The following is a 26,599-nucleotide window of genomic DNA, read 5'->3' as shown; positions in this document are numbered from 1 at the left end:
ATAATTTGTTTTAAAATGATTATTCCAAACAAGGACTGCTAGTTGTGCTTACTTTTACTCTATTAAAATCCGGATCTTCTTCTGTACTGTCGCTTTTTGTTGTTACAAGAGGATCGCCAAAATTTGGTCCTTGTGGGCAACTCGTACAAGGTGACGGTATGGTGTCATCTTCATAAATGGCTTGATCTAGCGTCCAGATTTCTTTGTTGGTTTGACTGCCGCCACAGGTAACATAGCTCAGTAAACCTAGGTATGCTGTGTATCTCGTTCTTGCGTCCATCTTTTCCGTTGCTGTAATACCGTCTCTAAATTCAACGATTAAATCCATAGTTGGTACGACAAATTCAGGGTCTTCTCCAACCGGATTATCACCACCACCATTGAACCACTCTTCTGTTTTTCCTGCTTGCTCTGCCGATGTGTTTGATTTTATATCATCAGAAATCTCAGGATGAGCTGTTTGTGTTGGAGCTGTACTATCTGTTATAGATGCTTGCGTTCTTTTTGTTATTGTGGCACCTTCAGTCGCTTCAAGGAATGCGTCGTCATTAGAGCAACTATAAAAGAATGCGAGGCATAATCCTAGGGCTAAAATTGTTTTTCTTGTTGTTATCATTGTTATTGTATATAGGTTTATACTTTTATGTGTCGAAATAATTATATTTGTTACCCGGCCAAATATAAAATTATATTTTGCAAATCACTATACTATTCGATGAAAGACCAATCTACCTATCTTAAAGCACTACTAAATGATGATACTGAACAGATTCTGCATATTTATAAAAACTGTTTTCCTAATGTAAAACGATTTATTGTGCAAAATAATGGGGAGCAGGCAGATGCCGAGGACATTTTTCAAAAAGCGTTACTGCAATTAACCGTACGTTATCGCAAAGAGGCATTTGACATTACTTCTAGTTTTGAAGCCTATTTATTTACGGTTTGCAAGAATTTGTGGCGCAGGGAGTTAAATAAATCAAAACAAGAGGTAACAATTGATGGTGTTGTGGAACTAAAGAATGAAGCCCGTGAGATAGCCTTGTCATCATTGGAGCAAGAACGATGGGAGTTTTTTCAGGAAAAATTAGAATTAATTTCTGAAAATTGTAAGCAAATTTTAGACCGTTTTTTTAAGAAAATGGCTTATAAAGATATTGCTATAGAGTTAGAATATAATGATGAAAACGTTGTGAGACAGCGCGTTTTTAAATGTAAAAGTAAGCTAACCGAAATAATAAGACAGGATAATAGATTTAACGAATTAAAAGAAATATGAGTTTTTCAGAAGACATACTCCTACACATTGAGGATTACTTAAATGGTGACATGCCTGCTGAGCAAGTGATTGCATTTGAAAGCCGAGATAGCCCAAAACCCTGATCTTGCAGACCTTGTAAACATCAATAAAAAAATGCGCTTGCAATATGGTGAGGACGGCTGGGATTTTATTGATGAACATAAGAACAATGACGCGTTAGATGCATTAGAGACTTTATTGAAGTCTAAAGAGTTTCAGCATAAAAAAAAAGTTATTCAACGTGCTGGCGACCTCTATTTCAAGAACGAAAAATCTAAAGGCGTCTCTAATAAAAAGCCTCAATTATACTTTGCATTAGCCATTGCCGCCGCCCTAGTGCTCTTTTTTGGCATTTTATTTAAAGACAGTGGCTTAACCAGTACCGAGGTCTATAGCAACAACAGTAACTGGGATGAGTTACCTTCATTAGTATCCCGAGGTGAAACGAATGCCGTTCTATTGTCTAAAGGTGAAGATGCCTTTACAAACAAAGATTATCCATTAGCAGAAGCACGTTTTAGTGCTTACGTAGATACGAACAAAGAAGTCAGCATCACCGCCCTTTTATATTTAGGAGTTTCCCAGTTGGAACTTGAGAATTATACTTCCGCTTTAGAAAATTTTCAGAAAATAATTGATTCTAACACCTTAGATCACTCAAAAGGGTATTGGTATAAAGCCTTGGTTTATTTTAAAAAGGGTGACAAAGAGAATGCTATAAAAACCTTAGAAATTATAGCTACTAATCCTGAGTATTATAAGCATTCTAAAGCAAAAGAGATACTAGAAGCATTGCAGTAATGTCTAAAAAAACACTGTATTCCATACTAGCAGCATTGCTTTTAATCGCTGTTTATTCTTATAATCTCTACTCTGAAAAAGAAATAGAAAGAAAAATAATGGTTGAAGGCGCTTCAACCAAAACAAACACCAATGCATACTTTTTGCCAACAAGTACAACGGGGCAAATTATACATCATGAAGGCTATAGTTTAAGTTATAGTGAGCCACATGAACAGGCAGAATGGGTAGCTTATGAACTAAAGCAATCACATTTATCTCCAACTAATTTTCAACGGCCTTATTTTGAAGTGGATAGAGCGGTAAAAACGACAGCAGCCCATTGGCAGAATTATAAAAATTCGGGTTATGATCGTGGCCATTTATGTCCTGCGGCAGATAGAGCTTACAGCCAATTTGCTTTTAATGAAACTTTTTTAACGAGTAATATTAGTCCGCAAACTCATGAGTTTAACGCGGGTGTTTGGAATAGGCTAGAACAACAAGTGCGCGACTGGGCGTTGGAATACGATGGGGTGTTTGTGATTTCCGGTGGGATTTTAAAAGGCGATATGAAAACGATAGGCGATGAAAAAGTTTCGGTGCCAAACCAGTTTTACAAAGTGCTTATAGATCATAACTCTGGTCAACCGAAACTGCTTGCTTTTTTGATAAATCATCAAGAGTCTAATAAGTCTTTGAACAACTTCGTGGTGTCTGTAGATGCCGTGGAAGCACTAACAGGTATTGATTTTTTTCCGTAGTTAGAAGATGCTATTGAAAACAAATTAGAGGCCTCAGTGAACTATAGCGATTGGAATTTTAATTAAATACCTCCTTCTTTTTGTGTATGCGAAACATGGGGTTACTAAAACCCTAGTTTTTTGAGTATGGTGTCCCAACGTAATTTTCTAATAAATTGCCCTTCTTCTTCTGTAACTATAAAATCTATGTGGCTTTGCTTGGCATGAAGATAGCCTTTTAAGTCGTTGAAAACGGTGTTGATATTTCGGTTTTTAAACCCTTTTTTTAATGCTGAAATTAAGGTGATGGCTAGTCCGTATCTCATTTTATAAAACGCTTCACCTTGTAAATACCGACTCTTCTTATTGTAAGCATGTCCAGTTGGTTTTAAGTGTTTTACGTGTAAAGTAGAATCGGTTTTTATTTTCCACCCATGATATTGCGCTAATAGAACATCGATGGTATCCCAGCCAATACTGTGCTTTAATCCACCGATAGCTTCAAAACATGCTTTTCTATAAGCCTTAAATGGGCCCCGAACGTGATTTTTAGAAGCGACCGTTTCGTAAACCCAGGTGCCGTTTTTTTTAATAAAAGCTAATCCACCAGCAATACCAATGGTGTCATCTGCTTTAAACATAGCGATTAATCGTTCTATATAATTGTCTCGGTAGAATGATATCGGCATCAAACTTGCAAATAATGTCATAGTGATCATCTAAGGTTATTACGCCTTTATAAAAAGCATTAATGACTTTACTACCTGGAACATGCGCCGGAGATGATTTAATTTCTATGGAGTCTAGCCATTCATTTTCTGCAGTAAACCTATTAATTATAGTCTCGGGTTGCATCTGTAGAATGGTCATTTACTACCAAAACCTTATGCGGCAAAACGGTTTGTTGTGTTAAAGAGTCAAGCATTAAGCCAATGCTATTCGCTTCGTTATGTGCAGGAATGACGATGTAAATGTTCAAGGTTTAAAATTAAAGTTTAGAATTCAAAGTTAAACGATTTAATACAGAAAGGCCATCCAAATGAGAGGCGATGCTCTAGATAGAGGCGTATTATTCTTTAATTTTTTCTGCGTAAACAATATAATATCTCGGGGTAAACCATCTGAAAATAGGACGTAGCCCAATTTTTTTTGTTGGATTGGTCCATTTTTTAGAATCGATGATCTTCCAACCTGCTTTCTCTAATAACCAATCGAATTGCCAATCTTCAAATTCATGAAAATGGCGGTCCCATTTGTCGGTTTTACTCCGGTAAGCAGGAGAAAACCATAATCGCATGGGGATACTCGCGACTAGCTTATCTGCTTTTATAGATTTTAGAACCGTTAATGGAGACAATAGATGTTCAAAAATCTCGAAGGCCGTAACGACATCTGCATTAGAATTAACGATAGCGGAAGTATCGACATCCAAATCTTCACCGAAGTATTGGTCACTTTAAACCCAGCATCCGTCATGACTGCTGTAAATGGATTTACGACGCCTAAATCTAATATTTCGGCCTCTTTAGAAATGTGTTTTTCTAAAAACTCAAACGTAAGTTTGTATCTTTTGTGTGGAAATTTTCCTTCGTACAAGAACTGTTTTTTTAATGTTTGTAAACGATGGCATTAATATTCATGCCAGCACCAACGCTAGCAAAAATAATAACATCACCAGTATTTATTTCTTGATTGTCAAGCTTGCCTTTTAAAATCATATCGTACAGTGTAGGAACGGTTGCGACACTAGAATTCCCAAGCTTGTTAATGGTCATTGGCATGACGCCTTCCGGCATTGGCATGTTATGAAGTTTGTAAAAGCGTTTTACAATCGCTTCGTCCATTTTTTCATTGGCTTGATGAATCAATATTTTTTTGACATCCTGTATGGTATAACCACTTTTTTCTAAACACGCTTTTATAGCTAGCGGGACATTGGTGAGTGCGAATTCATAGATCTTGCGACCATACATTTTTATATAACGACGTTGGCTATCAATTTACTGGATGATTGGTCTCTCCAAAATAAATAAAATGCGCTTCGTCTAATGCAAAAGTTGCCGATTCGTGAGCGATAATTCCACCGTCTTGAGTCGTTTGTTCAACAATAACAGCTCCAGCGCCATCGCTATAAATCATAGAGTCTCTATCGTGTTTGTCTATGACACGCGATAGTGTTTCACTACCAATAACCAAACAACGTTTGGCGATACCAGATTTAATGAATGCATTGGCCTGTATAACGCCTTCTATCCAGCCAGGACAACCAAAAAGCAAGTCGTATCCAACACATTTTGGGTTTTTAATTTGTAACAAGTGTTTTACTCGAGAGGCTATGCTTGGTACGGTGTCACTTTGATCAGAGTTGTGTTTTACATCTCCATAATTATGGGCAACAATAATGTAATCAATTGTTTCTTTATCAATCTTAGCGTCAGCAATGGCTTTTTCTGCTGCGTAGGAGGCGATGTCAGAGTTTAATAGCTCAGATTTTATATAGCGCCTTTCTTGAATTCCAGTAATGGCTTTAAATTTTTCAATAATTACTTCATTGGGATGGTTTATGGTGGAGCCATCCGCATTTAAAAAATTATGACTGTAAAAGTCTTCATTCTTCTCAATACCTTTAGGAATGTAGCTTCCTGTTCCTGTAATTGTAATACTCATATAAAAAAAGAAATTGCCTTTAGTTATTTTATTTGCTAAGATAAGTAGTTAAAACTAAAGGCAATTTAATTGTTGATTTTTTTTACGATGTTCAAAAGCTGATTAAGCGTCCATATAGGCCTCAATTGGCGCACAAGTACATATTAAATTTCTATCACCAAAGGCATCGTCTACGCGACGAACTGTAGGCCAAAATTTATTGTCATGTACATAGGCTAAAGGGAATGCTGCTTTTTCACGAGAATAAGGTAACAGCCATTCATCGCTAGTGACCATAGCCATGGTATGAGGTGCATTTTTTAACGGATTATTTGTATCCTCTTTTGAAGCTTGAGCAATTTCTTTTCTAATGGAAATCATGGCATCACAAAAACGATCCATTTCTGTCTTGCTTTCACTTTCTGTAGGTTCAATCATCATGGTACCAGCTACAGGAAAGGATACTGTAGGGGAATGAAATCCATAATCCATTAAACGTTTTGCTATATCGACCACTTCAATGCCGTTTTCTTTAAACGGTCTACAATCGATAATCATTTCATGAGCGGCACGACCACGTTCTCCGAGTACAAGGTTTCAAAAGAGCCTTGTAAACGCTGTTTAATATAATTGGCATTTAAAATAGCGACTTCAGTAGATTTTTTAAGGCCTTTTACACCTAACATTCTAATGTAGCCGTATGAGATCAAGCAGGCTAAAGCAGAACCAAATGGCGCTGCAGAAATGGCTGTAATGGCTTGTTCTCCGCCTGTTTTAATTAAAGGGTTGCCTGGTAAAAAAGGAACCAACTGTTTTGCCACGCAAATAGGACCAACACCTGGACCACCACCTCCATGAGGAATAGCAAAGGTTTTGTGTAAGTTTAAATGGCAAACATCTGCTCCAATATTTCCAGGATTGGTTAACCCAACTTGAGCATTCATATTCGCGCCGTCCATGTATACTTGCCCACCATTATCATGAATCAATTGCGTGATGGTTTTAATTGCAGATTCGTAAACACCGTGAGTAGATGGATAAGTAACCATTAAAGCGGCTAAATTATCTTTATGTAATTCTGCTTTTTCTCTTAAATCGTCTACATCAATATTGCCATCATCGTTGGCTTTGGTAACAACCACTTTCATTCCAGCCATTACAGCACTTGCCGGATTGGTACCGTGGGCCGATGATGGAATTAAGCAAACGTTTCTATGATGATCACCACGAGATTCATGATACGCACGAATAACCATTAAACCAGCATATTCTCCTTGCGCGCCGAATTGGGTTGTAGGGAAGTTCCAGCAAAACCAGTAATTTCTGTTAATTGGTTTTCTAAAGCATGTAACACCTTATGATAGCCTTGAGCCTGTCCTACAGGTACAAAGGGATGAATGTTTCCCCAATTAGGAGAACTTAAGGGCAGCATTTCTGCGGCAGCATTTAATTTCATGGTACATGAACCTAAAGAAATCATGGAGTGGTTTAAGGATAAATCTTTACGTTCTAAAGATTTGATGTAACGCATCAATTCTGTTTCAGAATGGTAGGTATTAAAAACGTCTAATGTTAAAAATTCGGTTTGACGTTGCAGTGTTTCAGAAATGTTATTGGTTTCTGAAAGATTTTCTATACTGATGGTCTCTTTCCCTAAAGCTTCTTCGAAAATGGAAATAATTTGATTAACATCAGAGAGCGTGGTGGTTTCATTTACTGAAATGGTTACCGTTTCGTCATCAGGATAGTTGAAATTGACTTCTTCTTTTTCAGCGAACGCTTTAATAACCGGAGCATTGGTTTTCAATTGAATGGTATCGAAAAACGAGGTGTTGATTTGCTCAACACCCAATTTCACCAAAGCATTGGCTAGAGTGGAAGCGGTGTTGTGTACTTCGTTAGCGATAAATAACAAGCCTTTAGGACCGTGATACACCGCATACATACCAGCCATTACGGCTAATAAAACCTGTGCGGTACAAATATTAGAAGTCGCTTTATCTCTTTTTATGTGTTGCTCACGTGTTTGTAAAGCCATACGAAGCGCTCGATTGCCATTCATATCTTTGGTTACCCCAATAATACGTCCAGGAATATCACGTTTAAACGCTTCCCTTGTAGCAAAATATGCGGCATGTGGTCCGCCATAACCTAAAGGTATTCCAAAACGCTGTGTTGTACCAACAACCACATCGGCACCAAATTTCCCAGGAGCTTCCAGTTTTACTAAACTTAAAATATCGGCAGCGACAGCGACTTTTATTTGAGCCGCCTTGGCTTTAGCTATGAATGTTTTGATATCGCTAACTTGTCCGTTTTTTCCTGGGTATTGCAGAATGGCTCCAAAAAAATCAGAAGAAAAATCAAACGCCGTTTCATCACCAATGACCAACTCGATTCCAATAGGCGTAGCACGTGTTTGAAGTAATGATAAGGTTTGTGGCAAAATAGTTTCAGCGACAAAAAACCTATTTACATTAGCTTTCTTTTGTTCGCGTTCACGCACTGCAAATAACAAGCTCATCGCTTCTGCTGCTGCCGTACTTTCATCTAAAAGAGAGGCATTAGCAAGCTCCATTCCCGTTAAGTCGGTGATCATGGTCCGGAAATTTAGTAACGCTTCCGGACGGCCTTGTGCAATTTCTGCTTGATACGGGGTGTAAGCGGTGTACCAACCTGGGTTTTCTAACACATTACGCTGAATAACTGCAGGTAATATGGTAGGGTGGTAACCTAAACCAATATAGGTTTTGTATATTTTATTAAGTTTAGATAGTTCGTTTATGTGTGACGAATACTCAAATTCGCTCATGGCGACGTCTAAATTTAAATCTTTTTTTAAACGAATGTCGTCTCGGAATTGTTTCGTAAATAAGCTGTTCCATACTGTCTACACCAAGTGTTTTTAACATCTTGTTTTGGTCGCTCTCCTGAGGGCCAATGTGACGTAGTGCGAAAGACTTTGTATTCATAGTAGTTGTGTTGCTGTTAAATTTGCGCAAAAATACTGAAAACTTAAGGTAATATTTCCTAAAAAACTGAAAGTTTTTAACTAATGCACAGGGTTGTTAACAGTTTGATTAACTTTGTTTAATGCGCACGATTAAACAGCTTTTCGATTTTTATATTAACGCTAGTATACACGTTGCTTTAGCGGTATATGCACTGAGTTGGATTACCTTAAGGCACTTCAACATTTCTTATGATGAAACCGTGCTGTACTTTATATTTTATGCGACAATAACCGGTTATAATTTTGTAAAGTATTTTGGGATTGCAAAATTTCATCACAGAAGTTTGACCGACACCCTTAAAGTGATTCAGCTTTTTTCATTGCTATGTTTTCTTTTACTCTGTTATTATGCTGTTCAATTACCATTCAAGACTCTGACTTATATTGCAGGATTTGGGGTCATTACTCTTTTGTATGCCATACCGTTTATTCCCAAAAGGTTTTATTTAGATAGCCAGCAAAATTTACGTGATGTAAGCGGACTTAAAGTGTATGTGATTGCGTTGGTTTGGACAGGAGTTACGGTTTTCTTGCCCTTGATTAATAATGATTTTGAATGGAATACAGCGGTATATGTTACTGCTTTTCAACGGTTTGTTTTAGTGGTTGTATTAATGCTTCCTTTTGAAATTCGAGATTTAAAATATGACAGTTTGAGATTGTCTACAATACCTCAAAAAATAGGGGTGAAGCGCACAAAAATAATCGGAGTAGTGTTATTAATGCTTTTCTTTTTTTCTGAATTTTTGAAAGATGAATTCATCGGGAGTCAACTTATAGAACGCCTCGTTGTCTTATTAGTGACCCTACTGTTTGTTCTTTTTTCAAATAAAGAAAGAAGTGCGTATTACAGTTCTTTTTTTGTAGAAGGTATACCTATTCTTTGGTTATTTATAGTCCTGCTTTGCGAGTTCCTTATTTAAAGTGTCTTGCATTTGTGCTTTGGCTTCACGGTTCTAGTGTAACCGGTTTACGTTTTATTAACCGTGTTAGTTTCGCATTGTTTTTGGCATATTTTCGGCAAGCAGCACAATATACGAGATGAATGTTTAATTTCATTTTACCCCATAATGTCGCTTCTTTATACTGCGCTTTATCACAGGTATGACTCGCTTCATCGCAGGAAAGAAATAATTTGTCACTCATTTTTTAAAACCAATTTTTTTCAAGGCAACCAGCCATAGCCGTTCGTGCTCTATGAATGATTACCCATAGGTTAGACGCTGTAATATTCAGTTCATTACAAATGGTTTCTGTATCGTAATTTAAAATGGTTTTCATTTCGAAAACTTGCGCTTGTTTTGTAGGTAACTTTTCTAAACAATTGTAAATCGCTAAACCTAATTCAGAATTTTCAATGTGGTCTTCTGCTGTTTTATCAAAGGGGTCTGCCACGCGTTCTTCTAGCCAATCGCCTTCACTTTCTGTAGCGCTATTGTAATGCATTCTTACCTCGGCTCTGCCTTTGTTAGAATTAATTTTGCGATAGTAGTCTATGATTTTTCGTTTTAATATGGAAATGAGCCAAGTGCGTTCACTGGCTTCCCCTTTAAAATTTTTCATGGCTCCTAAACCCGCCAAGAAGGTTTCAGACACCAAATCTTGCGCCATATCTCTATCACTAACACGGGACACGGTGTAATTAAATAAGTAATCTGAATACAAAGAAATCCACTGGTTGGGATCTATTTTGTGATCTGGCATTGGTTTGCAATTGTTTGCTCAAATGTAAAGAAAAAATGAATTGTTTTGATGCTATTTAAAATATATCATTAAAAACACACTAGCGAAATATAGCCATAACAGTGAGAAGATAATATGTATTATAGTTTCAAAGGTTTTTCCTTTCCGGAGTTTAGGCGAATAGACAAAAAACTGTACAAATAATCTCACGCTCCAAAAAACACCAAGACCGAATGTTATGGAGTGTCCTAGTTTCGTGTTTATAAGATCTAATGCAGAAGTAAAACAGAGTGCTCCAATAAGAAATAGCGTCAAAGCAATAAAGAAGGTGTGAACAGTCATTATTTGTCTGTTCACTAAGCTTATGGTTTTAAGCTCTACATTCCAATTAAAATATTTAGGGAATATTATGTGTGTTAAGGCTAAGCCCTATTGTAAAGCACCAATTATTTTTAAATGTATAAGCATGAGTAATTAAAATTATAGTTGATAAGTAAAGACAGACATGAAGGGTGTGAATTTAGTCTCTTTGGCCTTAGAAAACCCAGCGCTTTTAAATGCGTTGTTCCAGGTGTTTTTCGAGAAAAAATGAGTAACACCTACAGAGAAGGCTAAAAAATTTGGTAAATCTCGTAAATGTTCTACCATGATTACTTTTCCATTTGATGCGCAAACTCTTTTACATTCTTTTAGGAACTGAATTTTTTCCTCATTCGACCGTATTTCATGTGCAGTAGATAGCAGAAAAATAAGATCTACAGATTTTTCTTTTTGGGGAATAAGGAGGGTCGTTATAGCTTGTGTATTTGGGTAGGCTAGGCTCACTTTTCGAGCTCTTATTATAGCAGGTTCTGTGTGTTTTTTAGGGTTGTAAAAATCAAATACTTTTAAATTAGATTGTGGGAATTTGTTTTTAATAATAAAACTTGTTTCATCAAACCCTGCATTGATATTGAGTATTTTCCGGGTTTTATAATCTGATACTTCACAATATTGCAACCAGTTAAAATGATAATATCCGGAAAGATCATAGACATACGCAGAAACAATTAATGGCATGACGAGGCCATAAAGAAATGCAGTTAGAGTGATCCGAGAAAAGTGTGTGGGACCATTCGAAGTACATGTGACTTGTAATTATTAGGGCTAATATACTTACGCCTATAATGTAAAAATGCCTGTTAAAGCTTAAAATGTTTAAAACGCCTTGTCCTTTTTTTCTTTTTATGTCCATGGTTCTGTTTTGCCTTTTTTCCAGTAATAGGGTATGTTTTTTATTACAAATGCGTTTGCGAGAACAGGGGTTTTAAGCTGTAATGTATTTAAGAATTCAATATGGTAATGTACCACATGAATAGGTTCTCGGTTTCCAGTTATGTCTTACCCCTTCTATAATTAAAACGTGCTTTGTCTTTTCGTTATAAGTGAATGTGAATGGTAACGGACCTGCGAATCTTCTAGCTTCTTTCCAATCCTTGAATGGAGATTGTTCAGGTAGAGTCACGTTGTCTTTTTTTGTATTAATGGTTATTTTTAATTTTGAGTGTTCAGAAATGAGTTGCTTCGTCTTTTCATTTTCAATTTGAGCGACATCTGTCGTGGTATAATTATAGTGCGTAAAAAGATTGCCTAAATACTCCATTTTCTTCTTATTTGTTTCAGATTTTAAAATGTATAACCCTCTCAACCGTTTCCCTTCGGTATTAGTATACCGAACAAATATGCGATAGCCTACAAGAAAAAAAGCGTTACCCATAAACTTGGGGAATCCTTTTGGTCTTAAGTCTTTTGTTTGAACCATGGCAACAGCAACGAAAGCCCAGGTGTCTTGAAAAGTGTCTAAACTCAAACATTCGGAATGAGATGCTCTAATTGCTTTTTTGGTACCGCGAAAGTTAAAACCGTGGAGCTTTCAAAAAAGGCTTCTACTGCAAATGGATGATTTTTTAGAAAGGATACCATGGTTTTAATGAGGTCTGTTATGAAGGTTATTGAAATATACTATTATTATAAATAACAAAGCAAATACAGCATTTAGTTTCCCCCAAAGGAGTAAATCTGAAGCTAGTAAAAATTCGAGGATATTCATAGATGCTACAATAATAATTTGAGCGATGGCATTCCATTTTGACTGATAGCGAGATACTATCCATAGTGCCATGACTATCTCAGAGACTCCAATAATAATTGTAATCTCACGTGAATAATCTGTGTGCAATATACGGTTTACTATTGCTTCATGTCTAGGGCTCCAATGCAGCACTTTACAAAAAAGACCATTAATTAGCCACACGGCTGCGATACCTGTATTTATAATGTTATGCGTTTTTGAGGGTCTCATAGGTTTTGCGTTTTTTAGACATGATGTTATTCTATTTGGTGCAACTTATTAAATAGTACCCAAAGCTTTTCATATGTAATCCCGATAATAAGGCATAAAAGGATCCCTTAAGATTATGTAGACTTTCGCGTTTAAGTGATTGTAAGGTAAATATCTTTTTCAAAATAAAGCCTGTGATGGCAAACGGCACATGTAAAACAGATGGCGCAACCCTAAAGGAAACATCTTCCACTTTAATGTTTTTGAAACCTAAATTAGTAAGATCTTTTTTAACGGTTTCTATAGAGGCTAAACGCTCTAGACTCCAATGGGAACACAATTTCTTGTAGGCATATTTTGAGCCATAGCACAGCTTGGAGGTTTCCTTTTTTAAAAAAGCATCGGCAATAACAAAGCGGCCATTAGGTTTTAAAATGCGATAGGCTTCTTTAAAAGAGTGTTTGTCATGGCCGGAGTGACAAAAGCTTTCTATGGCTAATGCGCCGTCAAAAGTATTCGATTTAAAAGAGGTGTGGTTATAGTTTTCGAGTAAAATACTGCCTTTTAAATGTTTTAATAATGCATTTCCTTTTTGTACTTGAAATGGAGACAACGTAACGCCAAAAGTTGTGATGCCTTTTATTTTTTTTAAGGCATACCTCATGGTACCTCCAACACCACAGCCTAAATCGACAAGACTCGCTTTGTTCTTAGGTAAGTTTAAGCGTTTAAGCACCTGGTGGTTCATTTCATTGAGCATCGTGTTTCTTCTAAACGGGTTATTTAAAAAGGGTCTGTAATAGCCAAAATGCATATTTAAATCTTTACTCCGGAAGGCATAGTCTTCAGTAGCTTCGTTATAAAAGTCTACCATTTCTATGGTATTTTCTCTAGAATTTTCTTGATGATTTAGGGTTATTGACTCCATAATTTTATTAGGTTGTATCTATTAATGTGGTAAGTTTTGAACTTTCAGAAATAATTGAAAGAACAAATCAAATTTTTTTTATTTAAATAATTTTAGAACAGACTTGGTGAGCCAGTTTTGTTTTTGGTTTACTAATTTATTAATCATAACATCCATCGTTTCTGTTAATTCGTGTAGGGCTTTGGTTTGTTTAATGAGTTCTCGTGTTTTTTCGGTGCCATCCTCTTTAATGGTAGACACTTCATCTAAAATTTTAATAACGGGTTTGATTTCGCGACGACTGCGTTCTATGGCTATAATTCTAGCTAATTCTTGTACGTCTTTTTCTGTAGCAAAATATTCTTTACGTTCTCCAGGAACTAATATTTTTGTAACAATACCCCAATCCATCAATTGTCTCAAATTTGTACTGGTATTACCTCGAGAGATCTTAAGGTCTTCCATAATATCTTCCATAGACAAGGGTTTGGTCGATATAAAAAGTAAGGACTGGATTTGTGCCATGGCTTTATTAATCCCCCATAGGGAGCCTAAACTTCCCCAAGTACTAATGAATTTTTCTTTGGCTTCTTGATATTCCATACAGCGAAGATACTTAATTATTTTTAAACTTTCAGTAATTACTGAAAGTTTATTTTGTAAAAAAGCCATTCTAAGGATTACAAAGAGTCTCACAGAGATGCTAGTTGACCTTCAGAATGGCATTTTATATTCGTGGTTTATTCCTTTTTTATCAATCCTGCACGCTTCAGTAACGCTTCAGGTTGAGGTTCTTGACCTCTAAAACGTTTGTATAAAATCATAGGGTTTTCGGTTCCGCCTTGAGATAAGATGTGGTCTTTAAACTTATTGGCTACATCTTTATTAAAAAGCCCTTCTTGTTTAAAATAGTCAAAGGCATCTGCATCTAAAACTTCTGCCCATTTGTAACTGTAATACCCGGAAGAATAGCCGCCCTGGAAAATGTGCGCAAAAGCAGTACTCATACAACTGGTTGGAATATCTCGGATATAGCTCTGTGTCATTAAAGGCTTCCTTTTCATAGGTTTTTACGTCTGAAATATTTATTGGATTTGTACCGTGCCAAGCCATATCTAACAGCCCAAAACTTATTTGACGGAGCGTTTGCATGCCTTGTTGAAAGGTAGCAGACGCCTTAATTTTATCTATGAGCTCCATAGGGATGACCGCTCCAGTTTCGTAATGCGTGGCAAACAACTCTAAAGCTTCTTTTTCATAACACCAGTTTTCCATGATCTGACTAGGCAATTCTACAAAATCCCAATACACACTGGTACCGAGATAAACTTGGGTAGGTGGTGTTGGCTAACATCCCGTGTAAGGCATGGCCAAATTCATGAAACAGGGTGGTCACTTCATTAAAAGTTAGAAGTGACGGCTTTGTTTTAGTGGGTTTTGTAAAGTTGCATACGATCGAGACATGAGGTCTTTCGTTTTGAGCGTTTTGTATGGATTGTGATTTATAAGACGTCATCCAAGCGCCATTACGTTTGCCTTTTCTTGGAAAAAAATCAGCATAAAAAAGGGAAATAAAATCACCTGTATCGTTTGTTACTTTATAGGTTAAAACCTCCTCATGGTATTTATCGATATTGCTTATTTCTTCAAAATGTAAATTGAACAGTTTTTCTGCCACCATAAACGCACCGGCAATAACATTTTCTAATTTGAAATAAGGCTTTAATTGCTCATCATCCAGACTAAATAATTTTTGTTTTAACTTTTCAGAATAATACGCCGAATCCCATTTTTGTAGGGTATCAATGCCGTCTAAGTCTTTTGCGAAACGCTGTAACGTTTTAAATTCATTTTCGGCAGCAGGTTTTGCTTTTTCCAATAGCTCATTTAAAAACGTCTCTACTTTTTCAGGAGTTTCTGCCATGCGCTCTTCTAAAACAAAATGCGCATGCGTTTTATAACCTAACAATTGCGCTCGATTATAACGTAATTTTGCAATATCTAAAACATTTTGTTGATTATCTAAAGCGTCCCCCTTAAAGGCTTTGCTACCTGCTGCTTTAGAGAGTTCTTCTCTTAATTCACGATGATCGGCATAGGTCATGAAGGGAATATAACTCGGGTAGTCTAACGTGATTAACCAACCCGCTTTCTCCTTACTTTCTGCTAATTGTTTAGCGGCTTCTTTGGCACCGTCGGGTAAGCCGAGACAAGGCCTCTTCGTTGGTGATATGAAGTTCGTATTTGTTGGTTTCGGCTAAAATGTTTTCGCCGAAGGTGAGTTTTAATTTTGCTAATGTCTTGTCTATTTCGCGAAGTTTTATTTTATCACCCTCATTTAAGTTAGCGCCATTTCTAGAAAAACTTTTATATTTTTTATCTAATAATGTGGTTTGTTCTGCACTCAGGTTTAACTGGTCTTTTTGGTCATAAATAACTTTTACTCTTTTAAATAATGCTTCATTTAAAGTAATATCATTACCAAACTCTGACAGCAAAGGAGACACCTCCTGTGCTATTTTTTGTATCTCGTCGTTGGTTTCTGCAGAATTCAAATTAAAAAAGATACTGGTTACACGATTTAATTGCTGTCCAGTAAATTCTAAAGCTTCTATGGTGTTTTTAAAAGTTGGCGCTTCAGTATTATTAACAATGGTATCAATTTCCTCCTTTGTTTTTTGAATAAGTTCGGTAATGGCAGGCTTAAAGTCACTGTCTTGTATATGAACGAATGGTGCTGAAGTGTATTTCGTCGAAAAGTTTGTTGTTAATGTATTCATTTATAAGAATGTAATTTTTTTGTAAGTTAAATCTTTCAATAATTATTTTATCAAAATGCAATTATTATTTAGTTTAGCCCTGATTTTTACTCGAGTTGGTTACTCTTTAAAAATCATTGATTAATAGCGATGAAAAGCCTCAAATTTATTTGGGGCTTTTTTCATAATAGAATTACTCCATTTCTAAAGTCCATTATGTGTGTTCCGTTTTTCTCTAAAATTTTAATCACAGCATGAAAAGACACACTACTGATCGTTATTTAAAAAATCAGGCTAAGTTTTAAGATCTGACTAAAACGCCTTTCAATAAAGTGTCGTGGTCATTAGAAATTTAATAGACCACTCTTTTTTATGGTACTTAACGTTTAAGATTTTTTGCAGCGGCTTCCACTTTTATTTTTAAGCCTTCTTTGTAAACTAATATTTTGTCTAAAACACAAGTGTCGCTTGTACCAATAATTTGAGCGGCTAAAATACCAGCGTTTTTTGCGCCGTCTAGAGCTACCGTGGCCACTGGAACCCCACCAGGCATTTGTAAGATTGACAATATAGAATCCCAACCGTCTATAGAATTTCTGCTTTTTACAGGGACTCCAATAACAGGAAGCGGAGACATAGAAGCAACCATACCTGGTAAGTGTGCCGCACCACCTGCGCCTGCTATAATGACCCTAATGCCTCGTGTATGTGCGTTTTTACTATAATCGTATAATTTTTCAGGTGTTCTGTGAGCCGATACAATATCAACTTCTACTTCAATATCGAACCCTTTTAAAATATCAATCGCTTCTTGCATGATAGGAAGATCACTATCACTTCCCATGATTACGCCTACTTTACTCATATTTTTTTATTTACTTATCACTTTAATGGTATTCTTAACGTCCTCTGCAATTTGTCTTGCGGTATTTAAATCTTCATGGACAATCGTTACATGGCCCATTTTACGAAAAGGACGGGTTTGCTTTTTACCATAAATATGTGGTGTTACCCCTTCCATTTTCATGATCTCTGCAATATTTTCATAAATAACATCACCTGTATAGCCTTCGGCACCAACCAGATTAACCATAATGCCACCCACTTTGTTCTCTGTTTGACCTAAAGGTAAGTTTAAAATGGCACGGATGTGTTGTTCGAATTGAGAGGTGTAACTCGCTTCAATGGTTTGATGTCCTGAGTTATGTGGTCTAGGTGCAACTTCATTAATTAAAATGTCGTCGTTTTTAGTTTGAAATAATTCTACCGCTAATAATCCCACATGATTAAAAGCCTGAGAGACCTGTAAAGCGACCTCTTGTGCTTTTTTTGCGACTTCAGCCGAAATCCTGGCGGGACAGATAACATATTCCACTTGATTTGCTTCAGGATGGAATTCCATCTCTACCACGGGGTAGGTTTTTATTTCACCATTGAGGCTTCTTGCCACAATAACAGCCAATTCATTTTTAAAATCAATAAGCGCCTCAGCAATACATTCTCCTGGCGGTAATCCTTTTAAATCGGCTAAGGAGCGCACCACTTTAACCCCATTACCATCATACCCAAATTGTGCGCTTTTCCGGACAAAGGGAAATTCTAGTCCGCCGTTTAAAACAGCATCTTCTATTTCTGAAGCATAAGCAAAACGGGAAAAATTTGAAGTGGGAAGATTATGATCTAAGTAAAATAATTTCTGTTTCGCTTTATTTTGAATCACCCTTAAATTTCTTGAAGAGGGGTAGACTTTAATGCCTTCTTTTTCTAACTTTTCAAGGGCATCTACATTAACATTCTCAATTTCAAAGGTGAGTACATCTACTTGTTTTCCAAAATTATAAACCGTTTCAAAATCCATCAAATCACCTTTGGTGAATTGGTTACAAGCAATCCTACAAGGCGCTTCTTCATTAGCATCTAAGACATGCGTTGTAATATCAAATTTACGAGTAACGTTAAGCAGCATCTTGCCTAATTGACCACCACCTAAAATACCTAGTTTAAATTGTGAAGAAAAGTAATTCATCAGTACAGTTTGGTTTCGCACAAAAATACATTTTAAAATGAAAAGAATGCCATAAATTTCGTATGAAAATCGCTTATCGTTTAACAAATACGTATCTTTGCGACTTTCATAAAAATAAGCCATGATAAAGCTTCACGATAAATACTTTAAGCCTTTTATTTCGGAAGAAGAAATAGAAGATGTTGTTACGAGGATGGCAGCAGAAGTTGCGAATGACTTAGGTGACGAAATACCAGTGTTTGTTGGTATCTTAAACGGGTCGTTTATGTTGGTAAGCGATTTTGTAAAAAAATATCCCAAGCCATGTGAGGTCACTTTTATTAAACTAGCCTCTTATGAAGGGGTTAAGTCTACTGAGGATATTCAGAGATTAATTGGTTTAACACAAGACTTAAGTAATAGAACGGTAGTGATTCTAGAAGATATTATCGACACAGGAAAAACACTACACGAAGTCCATCGCATATTTAAAAATGAAAAAGTAAAGCAATTGCTTATTGCTACTTTGTTTTACAAGCCTGAAGCTTATAAAAAAGATTTTAAATTACATTATGTTGGAATAGAAATACCTGATAAATTTATTGTGGGTTACGGTTTAGACTACGATGGATTGGGACGTGATTTACCAGCAGTATATCAAATAAAAACAACACAACACATGACAAATTTAGTATTATTTGGTCCTCCAGGAGCAGGTAAAGGTACGCAAGCTAATTTTTTAAAGGAGAAGTATAATCTTGTACATATTTCTACAGGAGATGTTTTTAGATTTAATATAAAAAACGAAACGGCTTTAGGATTATTAGCGAAATCATTTATGGATAAAGGTCAGTTGGTGCCCGATCAAGTGACGATAGATATGTTAGAGGCAGAAGTGGAAAAAAATGCGGGTGCTAAAGGGTTTATATTTGATGGGTTTCCAAGAACCAATACTCAAGCTAAAGCGCTTGACCAATTAATGCAAAGGAAAGACTCTCAAATTAATGCCATGATCGCTTTAGAGGTTGCCGATGAAGTTTTGGTGGAACGCCTTTTAGAACGTGGGAAATCTAGTGGGAGAGCCGATGACGCCGATGAGACCATCATTAGAAATCGAATTAAAGAGTACTACACTAAAACAGCAATATTAAAAGACTATTATTCTGATCAAAACAAATATTTTGGTGTTGATGGTTTTGGTAGTATTGAAGCGATAACAAAACGCTTGTGCAGTACTATCGATAAATTATAATTCTTATATAATAAGAAATAACAAGTTAGGTTGTATTCATAAGATTGCAGCGCCCGATTTACTAAAAAATTAAAGATTTTCAATTCACAAGGCGTTGAAATATATAGGTGGGCAGTTTACTCCAATGAAATGAATACGCTTTAAATGAACAATATAAGTTTAATTAATAAATAGGAAATAATGACTGAAGGCAACTTCGTTGACTACGTAAAAATGCACGTATCTTCCGGAAAAGGAGGAAAAGGATCTACGCATTTACACCGTGAAAAATACATCACAAAAGGTGGTCCAGATGGTGGAGATGGAGGACGTGGAGGACACGTGATTTTGCGAGGTAACTCTAACCTTTGGACATTATTACATTTAAAATTTAAGCGTCATATTCGTGCGGGACATGGAGAACATGGTAGTAGTGGAAGAAGTTCGGAGCAGATGGTGAAGACATGTATGTGGATGTGCCATTAGGTACTGTGGTGCGTGATACAGAAACCAATGACATTCTTTTTGAAATCACAGAAGAAGGAGAAGAGCGTATTGTAGTAGAAGGCGGAAAAGGCGGTCGAGGAAATTGGCATTTTAAAACCTCTACGAATCAAACACCCCGTTACGCACAACCAGGTATTCCATTAGAAGAAAAAGATATCATTTTAGAGCTTAAAATTTTGGCCGATGTTGGTTTGGTAGGGTTTCCTAATGCAGGAAAGTCAACGCTGTTATCGGTACTTACTTCAGCAAAACCAAAAATTGCAGATTATGAGTTTACAACTTTAAAGCCTAATTTGGGTATTGTAAAATATCGTGAATTTCAAACCTTTGTGATGGCAGATATCCCTGGAATTATAGAAGGTGCTGCAGAAGGTAAAGGTCTTGGATATTACTTTTTAAGGCATATTGAACGTAATTCAATTTTATTGTTTTTAATTCCTGCAGATGCACCAGATATTAAAAAACAATACGATATTTTATTAGATGAGTTACGTCGTTACAATCCGAGAAATGTTGGATAAAGACCGATTAATTGCCGTTTCTAAGTGTGATATGCTGGACGATGAACTTAAGGCAGAACTAAGCGAACAATTAGACAACGAGCTACCTATTCCATATTTCTTAATATCATCTGTTGCGCAACAAGGCTTAACAGAATTGAAAGATGCACTTTGGAAGGCCTTAAATTAAAATGATCCTAATAGGTTTATAGAAAAAAAGCTCTTAATTTAATTAAGAGCTTTTTTCTTTTATAAATGGTGTAGCCCTAAGTTGAGCTAATGCCTTACTTTCTTTTTTTGGAGTCTTTAGACTTTGGAGCGGGGGCTTCTTTAATTCTTACGTAAACCAACTTAAAGCGCCCTTTTGCATTTTCACGTTTATCAATTTCAAAGGCGTTAATTGAACTTATTAAAGGGGTCAATTTTTGAAAGCCAAAATTTCCGGAATCAAAATTAGGTTGCTTTTTTTGTAACAGACTACCAACATCGCCTAAAAAGGCCCACCCATCATCATCTTCTAAATCTGATATGGTACTAGAGATTAATTTAATCACTTGCGGTGTGATTTTGTCAACCGTATTTTTTGAAGCGGTTATATTTTCATTAGATTCTAACGCATCATTTTGATTTTGGTTTTTAAGTATTTCAATATAAATAAACTTGTCGCAGGCTACAATAAAGGGGTTGGGTGTTTTCTTTTCTCCAATACCAAACACTTGCATTCCAGCTTCACGAAGCCTTGTTGCTAAACGTGTAAAATCACTATCACTAGAGACTAAACAAAAACCATTGACTTTTTCAGAATATAAGATGTCCATAGCATCAATAATCATCGCAGAATCTGTTGCATTTTTGCCTGTAGTGTAGCCATATTGTTGAATGGGTGTAATGGCGTTTTCAAGAAGTATGTTTTTCCATTTAGTGAGATGTGGCTTGGTCCAATCGCCATAAATTCTTTTGATGGTTGGATTCCCGTATTTAGCGATTTCCTCCATCATTTCTTTTAAATAGGCTGAGGGTATATTATCTCCATCAATTAACACTGCAAGTTTTAATTCCATAGTTATGTATTCGTTTATGTAAAATTACGATAAAGTAATTAAAATTCTAGATTCTGTTTAACTTTTAAAGATGATCCTCGAGAGTATTCAATAGTATTCATCTTAGTTAACTTCCCTTTCAATTAATCATAGGAAAAAGTTAAAATTAAGTTTGATGGCCTCAACCTCAATACTAATTGAGACAATTTTCGTTATTTTTATATAAAATTGAAACTATGAAAATGTTAAGAAACGTTCTGCTATTTCTTTGTATTGTATCATGTGCTCCTATCTATGTCACATATGATTATGAGAAATCCACCCAGTTTTCAGACTACAAGTCTTATAATTTCTATGATGACATGGAAACGGGTTTTACAGGCTTAGATGAAAAACGTTTTATCGCTGCTTTAGAAGCCAAATTGAATAGCATAGGATTAGAAAAATCGGAAACACCAGCATTTTTTAATCGATGTAAAAAGTAATGAATACCACGACAGTCAAAGAAATACTGTTGGTGTAGGATTGGGAGGCGGAAACCGAGGTGTTGGTGGAGGTATATCTGTTGGTATTCCCATGGGTCAAGCGAATGTAAGTAGAGAAATTGTAGTGGAATTTGTAGACGATTCTAAAGCGGGCGTCTTTTGGCTGGCAAAAAGCGAGAGTCGTTTTAATTCGAATGCAACACCCGAAAGTAGACAAGCGAAGATAGAAGCAATAGTGGAAAAGATTTTGAAAAGCTATCCACCTAAGAAATAAAATACAATTTTATCATTTTTCTAACAGTTTAAAACAAAGGGGATACTGCCCTGTTTCGTAACTTTGAGTATAACTGAAAAATGAAACGCTTATGAATACGCTTAATAATAAAGTTGCGCTAATAACAGGTGGAACAAAAGGGATAGGATTTGGTACGGCTCAAGCACTAATGGCGCAAGGGATTCATGTTGCTATTACTAGTCGGAGCACAGCAGATGCAGAGGCCGCCGCAAAGGCATTAAAAAACGCATGTGTTACGGACGCAAAAGCGCTTGGTATTATGGCTGATGTGCGGGATCTAGAAAGCCAACAGGATGCTGTAAAGCAGGTGGTGGATGCTTTCGGACAATTAGATATTGTTATTGCCAATGCAGGCTTAGGCCATTTTGGGAATATTGAGGACATCACCTCAAAGCAATGGCATGAAGTCATCGATACCAATTTAACGGGGGTATTTAATTCTATAAAGGCTAGTGTCGCTGCGTTGAAAAAAACGAAGGGTTATTTTATTACAATATCGAGTTTGGCTGGAACTAATTTTTTTGCAGGCGGTTCGGCGTACAACGCTAGTAAGTTTGGTGTTACGGGCTTTACCCAAGCCGTTATGTTAGATCTACGACAATATGATATAAAAGTGAGTACCATCATGCCGGGCTCTGTAGCTACCCATTTTAACGGCAATGATCCTAGCGATAAAGATGCCTGGAAAATTCAAATTGAAGATATTGGTGAATTGGTTGTTGACTTAATAAAAATGAATCCAAGAACGTTACCAAGTAAAATTGAAGTAAGACCAACATTACCACCCAGTAAGTAATCTATTAATGATGTTTAAATCATATAAAAGATCTTACAGGAATGAATAAAAAAAGCTGAAGTTATAGAACGACAGGTTCAACTTCAGCTTTTTTGTATCCTACTAATTCTTGCAGCGAATGCTATAAAGACCTATTCTACATTAATTCTTGTCCCTTCACTATGACTGCTAAACTCCGGTGCATACATGCTTTGAATCGTGGTAATACCATTACTCATATTCCCCGCATTATTCACGCGTAAATCATATTCAAAGACATACACACCTTTAGGTAAATAATCGAAAAAGAAATTGGTTGAGGCGTCTTTTGTCGCTTCATAATACCCCAAGCCGTCTTGATATTTATAACTAGATAATACATTTATAGGTTCTAATCCAGCAGCGCGCATGTCTTTCATGTGCACAAACTCCATAGCGCGATCACTTTGTAATTCTATACGTACTCTTATTAAATCGCCAACGTTAAGTTCTGTGTCTTTGGTAATATCTGTAATGACTTCACCTTTATCGGTATTTGTTTTTTTGAAGAGTTTTTTCTTTAATTTAAGTGGTGTTTCAGCTGAGGTGATTTTATCTAAATCCTCGAAATACTGCCAGTATAGACCGCCCCACGCAACACCATCACCTGTTTTTGTTATTTTTACTTCGGCCATTTACAGGGTTATTTCTGAGCCACTCCACGCTGTTTTGTAATAACCAGTTCCAGCTTCCACTTTTACAGCTTCTAGTTTTAAAGGGGCAATTTTTTGTCCGCCAATAACGACTTCTACCATTTCTGTCACAGATAACCAATCACTCCCTTGTAATAGTAAAGCATAAACGGCTTCGGTGGTCGCTTTGGTCGTTTTCCAGCTGTTGGTTTGCTTGTTTTTAAGTAACTGATTTTTAAATTATCGATGGTTTTCGTATCATTTTGAATTTCAGAAAAGGCCTCGATCATTAACGCTTGTGTTTCAATTGGTGCCTGATACCAATACCAAGAACTGGTGTTTTCTTTCCAGTACATGCCTAATTCGTCACTGGTAATGCTTGTCTCTTTTAAAGAGTTTAAAATTTTCTCAGAAGTCATGGTGTCATCCATTCTATGTGCCACCAAAGCCATCATCCCTTTTGAATAGAGGTTGCGTCTTAGCCAGTAGTTTTTAATTTGTGAATGGTAATAACTCATGATTTCTTTAACTTCTGTTGATGGCGTTTTCTCCGGAAAGAAGCTACGCATGTACATATAATGTAATTGTGTATAACTTAACCTATCCAAAGTTAAATCAGCTTCAGCGTCATATTTTCTAAGGTCTTTATATTCTTTAACGAATGCCGCATCTAAGTAGTTTAATGCCTTGTTGATCATTGCTGCTTCATTATCAGTCTCAATGACTTTTAGTTTTTGTAAATGCCCAAAGCCAGTAATAATATGTTGGGTGATATAACGGTTTTCGCTATAATTGCCAAACCATGACCAACCACCAGAATCCAGCTGATTGTTTTCTAGTTTCGTTTTAGCTCTCGACAGTTCGTTATTCATTTTATTCAAATCGAACAGTAAGGCGATACGTTTTTTCTGTTCGGTTTCATTTTGTGCATCTCGTAACCAAGGGGTTTCCTGAATTAAAATGGATTTTAATTCTTCGTTCTTTTCCAGGTTGCTAATAAGTGCGTCTTGAGACGCCCATTGATTAAAGACCTCTTGAATTCTTGGGTTGCTATTCGCAATATGGCTTGCCAATGCATTAGCATAGTAACGCGAAAAGGTTTGTTCGTTGCACTCATAAGGGTATTCCATTAAATAAGGTAGTGCTTGCACGGCATACCAAGCTGGATTACTCGTCATTTCTAGAGTAAGCTTATGGTTTTTAATTGTGGTTGAGGTATTTGTTTTTAATTTGTCTAAAGTGAACGTGCGTGTTTCATTACTTTTAACCCACATAGCTAGCGTTTCGGTGACTAACATACGATTGGTTAACACGGGTAATGCGTTTTGTTCACCATCGCTAAAATCACCAGATTTTGCTATTATTTTATATTGAATGGCAGACACCGCATCAGTAATATTTAGCCCCCAAGTGACTTGTGTGTTGCTTTTTGCATCGACACTGAAAACACGTTCGTTATTTGTGTTGGATAGTTTCGCGTCTATAGGTGCTCCTGTTAATGCATCAAACAACTGAAGTACGGCAACACCGGATAATGGGGTGTCAGTCAAATTCGCAATTTTTGTAGAGATTTTAATTTGGTCTCCTTGGCGCAAAAAACGGGGCACATTAGGTAAGACCATTAGCTCTTTTTGAGTCACAGTGGTTAAAGTCGTTGTTGCGTGTTCTAAGGTTTTAGTATGGGCTAATAATTGTAATTTCCATTTGGTCAACGCCTCAGGTGAGGTGAAACTAAAAGAGACATTTCCACTCGCGTCTGTTGCCAACTGTGGAAAGAAAAAGGCGCTTTCTTGAAGGTTCTTACGGATTTTGACGTTTGAGAAATCTGTTTTTTCAGTACCGTCAGATGAGATAGCATCAGCACCTTCTTCAGTTTCTTTGTCTGCATCAATGGCATTTGCTGTTGGAGCAGATACACTCATGGCCTCAACGGATACCTCTTCGAGCTGCATCTCGTCTTCAATAATTTCAATACCAGAAACCATTCCCTTTACTCTTTTCTTATAGTAATGGGATCCATAACCAAAAGATAGTCCAAACCAATTCAATTGGTCATAGCTTTGAGGACTGTAATAATTAGGCAGTATGTAATCTCTTTGCACACTAAAATGGCTTTGGCCAAAACTTCTATACGCGCTTTTTCGTAGCGAGGAACGATACGTGCCATGATAGATGGGATTGAATTCCCAGTTATGCGGCTTAAAAGCATCTAAAGAGGCATCATACATGCTTGCTAATACTTCAGCTGCCACTTTATCGCCCTTAGGCCCTTTAATTTTAAAGGTCCACGTTTCATCGGTGCCTGGTTTTAGTTTGTCTCTAAAGGTGACGGTTTCAATCTCTAAATCGGTTTTTGGGTAGGGCACGTTAATATGGATTGTGCTGCTCTGAAAACTATTGAACGCTGCAAAGCTGTAATGCACGGCAAAACCACCTAAGTCCTTATCTGTTACAGGTATTCTAATCGTTTTTTTATTGGCATTCAATACAATCACATAGGTATTGATAATGTCATGGTCTTTTTCTACTTCAACAGTAACCCAAAGGTCCTTAGCTGCCGAACTAAAAATAAGTTCAACGGTCTCATCACGCTCGTAAGTTTGTTTATTTGTGGTCACGCTAAATAATTGCTGGTCTGCTAAGGTGTTGTCTTTCGCACTATACAAGCGTGTTTTGGCTTCGTCTTTTACTAATTGTCCGAACTTATCTTTACTTTCAAGTACTACAATATATTCTCCCGATGCCCATTTTTTTATGTTTCCTAGCGCTATGGTCTTCGTCTCTTGGGTATCAAAGCTTTCATCAAAAACCAATTCACCTTTCTCCCATTGCTCTTGATCACTTTCAGTATCGTAGGCATCATGTGGAAACAGCTTTTTAAAGTCTGCTTTTTTTAGTTTTTTATAATCTCCAGCCGGCCATGGTCTTGGGCGTAACAC

Annotated in this window: 24 protein-coding genes and 6 pseudogenes; 9 read left to right on the top strand and 21 right to left on the bottom strand. The window is 36.6% G+C overall.

Annotation, left to right across the window (positions count from 1 at the left end):
• Positions 1-19: 19 nt before the first annotated feature.
• The gene (locus N7U66_RS09275; RefSeq protein ID WP_267678259.1) at positions 20-616 is read right to left on the bottom strand and encodes a hypothetical protein; all 597 of its coding nucleotides are present in this window, start codon (positions 614-616) and stop codon (positions 20-22) included.
• 99 nt (positions 617-715) lie between these two features.
• Here N7U66_RS09275 and N7U66_RS09270 point away from each other — a divergent pair, with 99 nt between their 5' ends.
• The 3 genes from N7U66_RS09270 to N7U66_RS09260 all read left to right on the top strand — a co-directional run bounded on the left by N7U66_RS09270 (position 716) and on the right by N7U66_RS09260 (position 2,844).
• On the top strand, positions 716-1,279 hold the full coding sequence (locus tag N7U66_RS09270) for an RNA polymerase sigma factor (RefSeq protein WP_267678258.1): 564 nt from the start codon (positions 716-718) through the stop codon (positions 1,277-1,279).
• A gap of 135 nt (positions 1,280-1,414) precedes the next feature.
• Positions 1,415-2,101 (top strand): tetratricopeptide repeat protein, encoded by a 687-nt coding sequence (locus N7U66_RS09265; protein WP_267678257.1) that lies wholly within the window; start codon positions 1,415-1,417, stop codon positions 2,099-2,101.
• Positions 2,101-2,844, top strand: coding sequence for a DNA/RNA non-specific endonuclease (locus N7U66_RS09260; RefSeq protein WP_313791488.1), 744 nt, complete (start codon positions 2,101-2,103; stop codon positions 2,842-2,844). Before N7U66_RS09265 ends, N7U66_RS09260 begins: the two co-directional genes overlap by 1 nt.
• Positions 2,845-2,948: 104 nt before the next feature.
• Here the strand turns inward: N7U66_RS09260 and N7U66_RS21660 are convergent, their stop codons facing one another.
• The 6 genes and pseudogenes from N7U66_RS21660 to gcvP all read right to left on the bottom strand — a co-directional run bounded on the left by N7U66_RS21660 (position 2,949) and on the right by gcvP (position 8,441).
• Positions 2,949-3,464 carry a hypothetical protein gene (locus N7U66_RS21660; protein WP_313791487.1) on the bottom strand — a complete coding sequence of 172 codons (516 nt, stop codon included), beginning with the start codon at positions 3,462-3,464 and terminating at the stop codon, positions 2,949-2,951.
• A complete protein-coding gene (locus N7U66_RS21655; protein ID WP_313791486.1) occupies positions 3,457-3,678 on the bottom strand; it encodes a hypothetical protein in 222 nt (73 codons plus the stop codon). The genes N7U66_RS21660 and N7U66_RS21655 overlap by 8 nt, the downstream gene beginning before the upstream one ends.
• Complete coding sequence (locus tag N7U66_RS21650) at positions 3,656-3,802, bottom strand: glycosyltransferase family 2 protein (protein ID WP_313791485.1); 147 nt, start codon at positions 3,800-3,802, stop codon at positions 3,656-3,658. The genes N7U66_RS21655 and N7U66_RS21650 overlap by 23 nt, the downstream gene beginning before the upstream one ends.
• Before the next feature lie 90 nt (positions 3,803-3,892).
• Positions 3,893-4,419, bottom strand: a pseudogene (locus tag N7U66_RS09250) (methyltransferase).
• Between the two features lie 11 nt (positions 4,420-4,430).
• A pseudogene (locus N7U66_RS09245) lies at positions 4,431-5,490 on the bottom strand (3-oxoacyl-ACP synthase III family protein).
• A 102-nt stretch (positions 5,491-5,592) separates the two neighbouring features.
• A pseudogene (gcvP, locus tag N7U66_RS09240) lies at positions 5,593-8,441 on the bottom strand (aminomethyl-transferring glycine dehydrogenase).
• Between the two features lie 121 nt (positions 8,442-8,562).
• Here gcvP and N7U66_RS09235 point away from each other — a divergent pair.
• A complete protein-coding gene (locus tag N7U66_RS09235; RefSeq protein WP_267678256.1) occupies positions 8,563-9,405 on the top strand; it encodes a UbiA prenyltransferase family protein in 843 nt (280 codons plus the stop codon).
• A 25-nt stretch (positions 9,406-9,430) separates the two neighbouring features.
• Here N7U66_RS09235 and N7U66_RS09230 read toward each other — a convergent pair whose 3' ends face one another.
• The 10 genes and pseudogenes from N7U66_RS09230 to N7U66_RS09180 all read right to left on the bottom strand — a co-directional run bounded on the left by N7U66_RS09230 (position 9,431) and on the right by N7U66_RS09180 (position 18,177).
• Positions 9,431-9,628: a glycine dehydrogenase gene (locus N7U66_RS09230; RefSeq protein ID WP_267678255.1), complete on the bottom strand. Its 198-nt coding sequence runs from the start codon at positions 9,626-9,628 to the stop codon at positions 9,431-9,433.
• A gap of 3 nt (positions 9,629-9,631) precedes the next feature.
• Positions 9,632-10,186, bottom strand: coding sequence for a sigma-70 family RNA polymerase sigma factor (locus tag N7U66_RS09225; RefSeq protein ID WP_267678254.1), 555 nt, complete (start codon positions 10,184-10,186; stop codon positions 9,632-9,634).
• A gap of 459 nt (positions 10,187-10,645) precedes the next feature.
• Positions 10,646-11,224 carry a methyltransferase domain-containing protein gene (locus tag N7U66_RS09215; RefSeq protein ID WP_267678253.1) on the bottom strand — a complete coding sequence of 193 codons (579 nt, stop codon included), beginning with the start codon at positions 11,222-11,224 and terminating at the stop codon, positions 10,646-10,648.
• A gap of 165 nt (positions 11,225-11,389) precedes the next feature.
• Positions 11,390-12,127 (bottom strand): annotated as a pseudogene (locus tag N7U66_RS09210) (DUF2071 domain-containing protein).
• A gap of 4 nt (positions 12,128-12,131) precedes the next feature.
• Positions 12,132-12,506, bottom strand: a complete 375-nt coding sequence (locus N7U66_RS09205) for a DoxX-like family protein (protein WP_267678252.1) — start codon at positions 12,504-12,506, stop codon at positions 12,132-12,134.
• A gap of 31 nt (positions 12,507-12,537) precedes the next feature.
• Positions 12,538-13,413 carry a methyltransferase domain-containing protein gene (locus N7U66_RS09200; protein ID WP_267678251.1) on the bottom strand — a complete coding sequence of 292 codons (876 nt, stop codon included), beginning with the start codon at positions 13,411-13,413 and terminating at the stop codon, positions 12,538-12,540.
• A gap of 78 nt (positions 13,414-13,491) precedes the next feature.
• Entirely contained in the window at positions 13,492-13,995 is a 504-nt protein-coding gene (locus tag N7U66_RS09195; protein ID WP_267678250.1) for a GbsR/MarR family transcriptional regulator, read from the bottom strand.
• Between the two features lie 137 nt (positions 13,996-14,132).
• Positions 14,133-16,172: pseudogene (locus N7U66_RS09190) on the bottom strand (M3 family metallopeptidase).
• Between the two features lie 358 nt (positions 16,173-16,530).
• Positions 16,531-17,016, bottom strand: a complete 486-nt coding sequence (purE, locus tag N7U66_RS09185; RefSeq protein WP_267678249.1) for a 5-(carboxyamino)imidazole ribonucleotide mutase — start codon at positions 17,014-17,016, stop codon at positions 16,531-16,533.
• A gap of 6 nt (positions 17,017-17,022) precedes the next feature.
• Positions 17,023-18,177, bottom strand: a complete 1,155-nt coding sequence (locus N7U66_RS09180; protein ID WP_267678248.1) for a 5-(carboxyamino)imidazole ribonucleotide synthase — start codon at positions 18,175-18,177, stop codon at positions 17,023-17,025.
• 121 nt (positions 18,178-18,298) lie between these two features.
• Here N7U66_RS09180 and N7U66_RS09175 point away from each other — a divergent pair, with 121 nt between their 5' ends.
• A complete protein-coding gene (locus N7U66_RS09175) occupies positions 18,299-19,408 on the top strand; it encodes an adenylate kinase (protein ID WP_267678247.1) in 1,110 nt (369 codons plus the stop codon).
• Positions 19,409-19,588: 180 nt separating this feature from the next.
• Positions 19,589-20,584 (top strand): annotated as a pseudogene (gene obgE / locus N7U66_RS09170) (GTPase ObgE).
• Positions 20,585-20,678: 94 nt separating this feature from the next.
• Here the strand turns inward: obgE and N7U66_RS09165 are convergent.
• Positions 20,679-21,455 carry an NYN domain-containing protein gene (locus tag N7U66_RS09165; protein WP_267678246.1) on the bottom strand — a complete coding sequence of 259 codons (777 nt, stop codon included), beginning with the start codon at positions 21,453-21,455 and terminating at the stop codon, positions 20,679-20,681.
• A gap of 215 nt (positions 21,456-21,670) precedes the next feature.
• Here N7U66_RS09165 and N7U66_RS09160 point away from each other — a divergent pair, with 215 nt between their 5' ends.
• From N7U66_RS09160 to N7U66_RS09150, 3 genes are all read left to right on the top strand, one after another.
• Complete coding sequence (locus N7U66_RS09160) at positions 21,671-21,919, top strand: DUF4136 domain-containing protein (RefSeq protein ID WP_267678245.1); 249 nt, start codon at positions 21,671-21,673, stop codon at positions 21,917-21,919.
• Positions 21,903-22,193, top strand: a complete 291-nt coding sequence (locus N7U66_RS09155) for a DUF4136 domain-containing protein (protein WP_390886649.1) — start codon at positions 21,903-21,905, stop codon at positions 22,191-22,193. Before N7U66_RS09160 ends, N7U66_RS09155 begins: the two co-directional genes overlap by 17 nt.
• 91 nt (positions 22,194-22,284) lie before the next feature.
• On the top strand, positions 22,285-23,010 hold the full coding sequence (locus tag N7U66_RS09150; protein ID WP_267678243.1) for an SDR family oxidoreductase: 726 nt from the start codon (positions 22,285-22,287) through the stop codon (positions 23,008-23,010).
• 131 nt (positions 23,011-23,141) lie between these two features.
• Here N7U66_RS09150 and N7U66_RS21645 read toward each other — a convergent pair whose 3' ends face one another.
• Genes N7U66_RS21645 through N7U66_RS21635 form a run of 3 tightly spaced genes read right to left on the bottom strand, consistent with a single transcriptional unit; the run spans position 23,142 to position 26,599 of the window.
• The gene (locus N7U66_RS21645; RefSeq protein WP_313791483.1) at positions 23,142-23,663 is read right to left on the bottom strand and encodes an alpha-2-macroglobulin family protein; all 522 of its coding nucleotides are present in this window, start codon (positions 23,661-23,663) and stop codon (positions 23,142-23,144) included.
• Complete coding sequence (locus N7U66_RS21640) at positions 23,664-23,792, bottom strand: hypothetical protein (protein ID WP_313791482.1); 129 nt, start codon at positions 23,790-23,792, stop codon at positions 23,664-23,666.
• Positions 23,789-26,599 carry an alpha-2-macroglobulin family protein gene (locus N7U66_RS21635; RefSeq protein WP_313791481.1) on the bottom strand — a complete coding sequence of 937 codons (2,811 nt, stop codon included), beginning with the start codon at positions 26,597-26,599 and terminating at the stop codon, positions 23,789-23,791. Before N7U66_RS21635 ends, N7U66_RS21640 begins: the two co-directional genes overlap by 4 nt.

Source organism: Lacinutrix neustonica (assembly GCF_026625145.1).
GTDB lineage: Bacteria > Bacteroidota > Bacteroidia > Flavobacteriales > Flavobacteriaceae > Lacinutrix > Lacinutrix neustonica.
Note: the sequence above shows the minus strand (reverse complement) of the source record. Positions and strands in the feature narration are given on the sequence as shown.